A 324-nucleotide genomic window follows, 5' to 3' on the forward strand; every position below is an offset into this window, starting at 1 on the left:
CTACGGCAAGGCGCTCGACGAATACACCAAGATCATCTCCGCCTGATCGGGCGGAGACTTTCTTGACGATGAGAGGCACCCTCTCCGACAGGACAGGCGCGGCGCTGCTGATGGCGCCGCTGCTCCTGTTCCTGATCCTTGCCTATGCCTGGCCGTTCCTCGGCGTGGTGAAGTGGAGCTTTACGCTCCCCACGCCCGGGCTCGGCCAGTACCACGCTTTGCTCACCGATGGCCTGGTGCAGTCGGTGTTCATCCGCACGCTGCGCATCGCGGCGATCGTCACCGTCGTTTCGGTGACCGCCGCCTACGCCATCACCGTGGTCT

General features: G+C 64.2%; 1 pseudogene. It reads left to right on the plus strand.

From position 1 onward, the window contains the following. Window positions 1-68 precede the first annotated feature (68 nt). A pseudogene (locus EN851_RS34980) lies at window positions 69-324 on the plus strand (ABC transporter permease); the annotation flags it as partial.

The organism is Mesorhizobium sp. M8A.F.Ca.ET.208.01.1.1 (assembly GCF_004791315.1).
Lineage (GTDB): Bacteria > Pseudomonadota > Alphaproteobacteria > Rhizobiales > Rhizobiaceae > Mesorhizobium.